Raw genomic sequence first — 5478 nt, 5'->3', positions numbered from 1 at the left:
GTGTCCGTTCCTTGAGAACTCAACAGCGTGCACTATGTTCAATGCCAATTTATTGAACCCCGGTCTGGTTTTGCCAGACGGGATTCCTTTGGATTGATGGACAATTTGATTTTAAGTAGTCAGTTGTTTCTCAGTCAGAGATTGAACTCCTGACCGGTTTCGGCTGGTTGGAACCATTTTTTTTGGAGAGTTTGATCCTGGCTCAGGACGAACGCTGGCGGCGTGCTTAACACATGCAAGTCGAACGATGAACTTTGGAGCTTGCTCTGGGGGGATTAGTGGCGAACGGGTGAGTAACACGTGAGTAACCTGCCCTGGACTCTGGGATAAGCGCTGGAAACGGCGTCTAATACCGGATAGGACCTCTGGCCGCATGGTCGGGGGTGGAAAGTTTTTTCGGTCTGGGATGGACTCGCGGCCTATCAGCTTGTTGGTGAGGTAATGGCTCACCAAGGCGTCGACGGGTAGCCGGCCTGAGAGGGTGACCGGCCACACTGGGACTGAGACACGGCCCAGACTCCTACGGGAGGCAGCAGTGGGGAATATTGCACAATGGGCGAAAGCCTGATGCAGCAACGCCGCGTGGGGGATGACGGCCTTCGGGTTGTAAACCTCTTTTAGTAGGGAAGAAGGGCTTCGGCTTGACGGTACCTGCAGAAAAAGGACCGGCTAACTACGTGCCAGCAGCCGCGGTAATACGTAGGGTCCGAGCGTTGTCCGGAATTATTGGGCGTAAAGAGCTCGTAGGCGGTTTGTCGCGTCTGCTGTGAAAACCAGAGGCTCAACCTCTGGCCTGCAGTGGGTACGGGCAGACTTGAGTGCGGTAGGGGAGAATGGAATTCCTGGTGTAGCGGTGGAATGCGCAGATATCAGGAGGAACACCGATGGCGAAGGCAGTTCTCTGGGCCGTAACTGACGCTGAGGAGCGAAAGCGTGGGGAGCGAACAGGATTAGATACCCTGGTAGTCCACGCCGTAAACGTTGGGCGCTAGATGTGGGGACCTTTCCACGGTTTCCGTGTCGTAGCTAACGCATTAAGCGCCCCGCCTGGGGAGTACGGCCGCAAGGCTAAAACTCAAAGGAATTGACGGGGGCCCGCACAAGCGGCGGAGCATGCGGATTAATTCGATGCAACGCGAAGAACCTTACCAAGGCTTGACATACACGAGAACGGGCCAGAAATGGTCAACTCTTTGGACACTCGTGAACAGGTGGTGCATGGTTGTCGTCAGCTCGTGTCGTGAGATGTTGGGTTAAGTCCCGCAACGAGCGCAACCCTCGTCGCATGTTGCCAGCACGTTATGGTGGGGACTCATGTGAGACTGCCGGGGTCAACTCGGAGGAAGGTGGGGATGACGTCAAATCATCATGCCCCTTATGTCTTGGGCTTCACGCATGCTACAATGGCCGGTACAAAGGGCTGCGATGTCGTAAGGCGGAGCGAATCCCAAAAAGCCGGTCTCAGTTCGGATTGAGGTCTGCAACTCGACCTCATGAAGTCGGAGTCGCTAGTAATCGCAGATCAGCAACGCTGCGGTGAATACGTTCCCGGGCCTTGTACACACCGCCCGTCAAGTCATGAAAGTCGGTAACACCCGAAGCCGGTGGCCTAACCCTTGTGGAGGGAGCCGTCGAAGGTGGGATCGGTGATTAGGACTAAGTCGTAACAAGGTAGCCGTACCGGAAGGTGCGGCTGGATCACCTCCTTTCTAAGGAGCACTGGACCAGCTTGCTGGTTCCAGGAGTCCCAGATCAGAGCGATCGTCTCTGCTGGGAGCTCATGGGTGGAACATTGACATAGGCATCAGATTCGAGGGTTCTTCCTCCAGTACGCCGGCAACGGTTGGAACGGGGCGGGGTCGGAGGGTTTGGTGCGTGCACGCTGTTGGGTCCTGAGGGACCGGACATGCCCTGTGCGGGTGCTGGTCGTGGGTGGGGTCTTCGGATCCCGGTCGCGGCGGGCGCTGCTGGGGCAGGGAGGGTTCCCGTTTCCAGGCCTTCATCGAGATCGACCCTGTGGGTTGGTGGGTGTGGGGGTGCTGGTCGTCTGTTGAGAACTACATAGTGGACGCGAGCATCTTAAAACTCGCATCGAAAAGCGCATCCTTCGGGGTGGTTTTCGGTGTGGTTTTGAAAGTGTGCTCGAGCACATCAGTCGAGATCGTCAAGGTCTTGGTGGTGTGTTCGACACCATTGGTCGCCGGCTCGTCGATGGGAACATCGGTGTGGTCGGCTAACTGATTCAAACTCATGTGATTTCAAGTTTTTAAGAGCGAACGGTGGATGCCTTGGCATCTGGAGCCGAAGAAGGACGTCGTAATCTGCGATAAGCCTCGGGGAGCTGATAAACGAGCTGTGATCCGAGGATTTCCGAATGGGGAAACCCCGCCAGGCCTTTCGAGTGACCTGGTGACTCCCGCCTGAATATATAGGGCGGGTAGAGGGAACGCGGGGAAGTGAAACATCTCAGTACCCGCAGGAAGAGAAAACAACCGTGATTCCGTAAGTAGTGGCGAGCGAACGCGGAACAGGCTAAACCGAGCCATGTGTGATACCCGGCAGGGGTTGCATGGTCGGGGTTGTGGGACCTTTCGGACTGTACTGCCGTGCAGTCACGGTGACGCGTAGGCGATAGACGAACAGGTTTGAATGCCTGACCGGAGTGGGTGCGAGTCCCGTAGTCGAAATCGTGTGCCGGCCGGAGAGGTATCCCAAGTAGCACGGGGCCCGAGAAATCCCGTGTGAATCTGCCAGGACCACCTGGTAAGCCTAAATACTCCCAGATGACCGATAGCGGACAAGTACCGTGAGGGAAAGGTGAAAAGTACCCCGGGAGGGGAGTGAAATAGTACCTGAAACCGTTCGCTTACAAACCGTCGGAGCCTCCAGGTGGGGTGACGGCGTGCCTTTTGAAGAATGAGCCTGCGAGTTAGTGATACGTGGCGAGGTTAACCCGTGTGGGGTAGCCGTAGCGAAAGCGAGTCTGAATAGGGCGATTCAGTCGCGTGTCCTAGACCCGAAGCGAAGTGATCTATCCATGGCCAGGTTGAAGCGACGGTAAGACGTCGTGGAGGACCGAACCCACCAGGGTTGAAAACCTGGGGGATGAGCTGTGGATAGGGGTGAAAGGCCAATCAAACTTCGTGATAGCTGGTTCTCTCCGAAATGCATTTAGGTGCAGCGTTGCGTGTTTCTTGCCGGAGGTAGAGCTACTGGATGGCCGATGGGCCTCAACAGGTTACTGACGTCAGCCAAACTCCGAATGCCGGTAAGTGAGAGCGCAGCAGTGAGACGGTGGGGGATAAGCTTCATCGTCGAGAGGGAAACAACCCAGACCACCGACTAAGGTCCCTAAGCGCGTGCTAAGTGGGAAAGGATGTGGAGTTGCACAGACAACCAGGAGGTTGGCTTAGAAGCAGCCACCCTTGAAAGAGTGCGTAATAGCTCACTGGTCAAGTGATTCCGCGCCGACAATGTAACGGGGCTCAAGCACGCCACCGAAGTCGTGGCATTCATACAATCGATAGGCCTTCGTGGTCCAGTCGTGTGGATGGGTAGGAGAGCGTCGTGCGGGCAGTGAAGCGGCGGAGTGATCCAGCCGTGGAGGCCGCACGAGTGAGAATGCAGGCATGAGTAGCGAAAGACGGGTGAGAACCCCGTCCTCCGGAAGACCAAGGGTTCCAGGGTCAAGCTAATCTTCCCTGGGTAAGTCGGGACCTAAGGCGAGGCCGACAGGCGTAGTCGATGGACAACGGGTTGATATTCCCGTACCGGCGAAGAACCGCCCACGCGAGATCAGGAGTGCTAAGCATCCCAAGATCCGTACGATCCCTTCGGGGTGACGCGGATGGCGGCATGCGACCCCATCTGGTGGAGCGAGCGTATTAACAGGTGTGACGCAGGAAGGTAGCCCAACCCGGGCGATGGTTGACCCGGGGCAAGCGTGTAGGCCGAACGATAGGCAAATCCGTCGTTCATGCAGGCTGAGACGTGATGCGGATAAAAAGTGGGTGATCCTATGCTGCCGAGAAAAGCATCGACGCGAGGTTCTAGCCGCCCGTACCCCAAACCGACTCAGGTGGTCAGGTAGAGAATACCGAGGAGATCGAGAGAATCGTGGTTAAGGAACTCGGCAAAATGCCCCCGTAACTTCGGGAGAAGGGGGGCCGGATACGTGTAGGCACTTGCTGCCGAAGCGTTGAAGGCCGCAGAGACCAGTGGGAAGCGACTGTTTACTAAAAACACAGGTCCGTGCTAAGTCGCAAGACGATGTATACGGACTGACGCCTGCCCGGTGCTGGAAGGTTAAGAGGACCGGTTAGCCGCAAGGCGAAGCTGAGAATTTAAGCCCCAGTAAACGGCGGTGGTAACTATAACCATCCTAAGGTAGCGAAATTCCTTGTCGGGTAAGTTCCGACCTGCACGAATGGCGTAACGACTTCCCAGCTGTCTCAACCGCGAACTCGGCGAAATTGCAGTACGAGTAAAGATGCTCGTTACGCGCAGCAGGACGGAAAGACCCCGTGACCTTTACTATAGCTTGGTATTGGCGTTCGGTGTGGCTTGTGTAGGATAGGTGGGAGACTATGAAGCCGGCACGCTAGTGTCGGTGGAGTCGTTGTTGAAATACCACTCTGGTCACTCTGGATGTCTAACTTCGAACCGTGATCCGGTTCAGGGACAGTGCCTGGTGGGTAGTTTAACTGGGGCGGTTGCCTCCTAAAGAGTAACGGAGGCGCCCAAAGGTTCCCTCAACCTGGTTGGCAATCAGGTGGCGAGTGTAAGTGCACAAGGGAGCTTGACTGTGAGACTGACAGGTCGAGCAGGGACGAAAGTCGGGACTAGTGATCCGGCAGTGGCTTGTGGAAGCGCTGTCGCTCAACGGATAAAAGGTACCTCGGGGATAACAGGCTGATCTTGCCCAAGAGTCCATATCGACGGCATGGTTTGGCACCTCGATGTCGGCTCGTCGCATCCTGGGGCTGGAGTAGGTCCCAAGGGTTGGGCTGTTCGCCCATTAAAGCGGTACGCGAGCTGGGTTTAGAACGTCGTGAGACAGTTCGGTCCCTATCCGCTGCGCGCGTAGGAAATTTGAGAGGATCTGACCCTAGTACGAGAGGACCGGGTTGGACGAACCTCTGGTGTGCCAGTTGTACTGCCAAGTGCACCGCTGGTTAGCTACGTTCGGAATGGATAACCGCTGAAAGCATCTAAGCGGGAAGCCGGCCTCGAGATGAGATTTCCATCCCTTCGGGGGAGAGGCTCCCAGCCAGACGACTGGGTTGATAGGCCAGATGTGGAAGCACCGCAAGGTGTGCAGCTGACTGGTACTAATAAGCCGATAACTTGATAATCACCCACTCACAACCCTTGTTTGAGAACAAAAGGCGGGTTGTGGGGCACCCGATGACTCGCGTCCACTAGGTAGTCCCCAGCAGACGAACAGCAACTGTTCGCCACTGGACGAACACCAACAAC

General features: G+C 56.2%; 1 protein-coding gene and 2 rRNA genes. 2 read left to right on the top strand and 1 reads right to left on the bottom strand.

The features are described from left to right. Nucleotides 1-179 precede the first annotated feature (179 nt). A 16S ribosomal RNA gene (locus GB864_RS17695) occupies nt 180-1709 on the top strand. Nucleotides 1710-2057: 348 nt separating this feature from the next. Here GB864_RS17695 and GB864_RS17690 read toward each other — a convergent pair. Then, nucleotides 2058-2252: a hypothetical protein gene (locus GB864_RS17690; protein ID WP_160427010.1), complete on the bottom strand. Its 195-nt coding sequence runs from the start codon at nt 2250-2252 to the stop codon at nt 2058-2060. Nucleotides 2253-2256: 4 nt separating this feature from the next. Here GB864_RS17690 and GB864_RS17685 point away from each other — a divergent pair. Further along, nucleotides 2257-5354, top strand: a 23S ribosomal RNA gene (locus GB864_RS17685). The 16S and 23S rRNA genes sit together here, the layout of an rRNA operon. The last annotated feature ends 124 nt before the right edge of the window (nt 5355-5478 follow it).

Origin of the sequence: Agromyces seonyuensis (genome assembly GCF_009789225.1) — a bacterium.
Classification (GTDB): Bacteria; Actinomycetota; Actinomycetes; order Actinomycetales; family Microbacteriaceae; genus Agromyces; species Agromyces seonyuensis.
The sequence above is the reverse complement of the archived record's forward strand: the minus strand, read 5'-3'. Positions and strand labels throughout refer to the sequence as shown.

What these genes read in the sequence shown, in the direction of transcription:
- GB864_RS17690 (WP_160427010.1), bottom strand. Translation starts at nt 2,252, where the DNA reads ATGAGTTTGAATCAGTTAGCCGACCACACCGATGTTCCCATCGACGAG.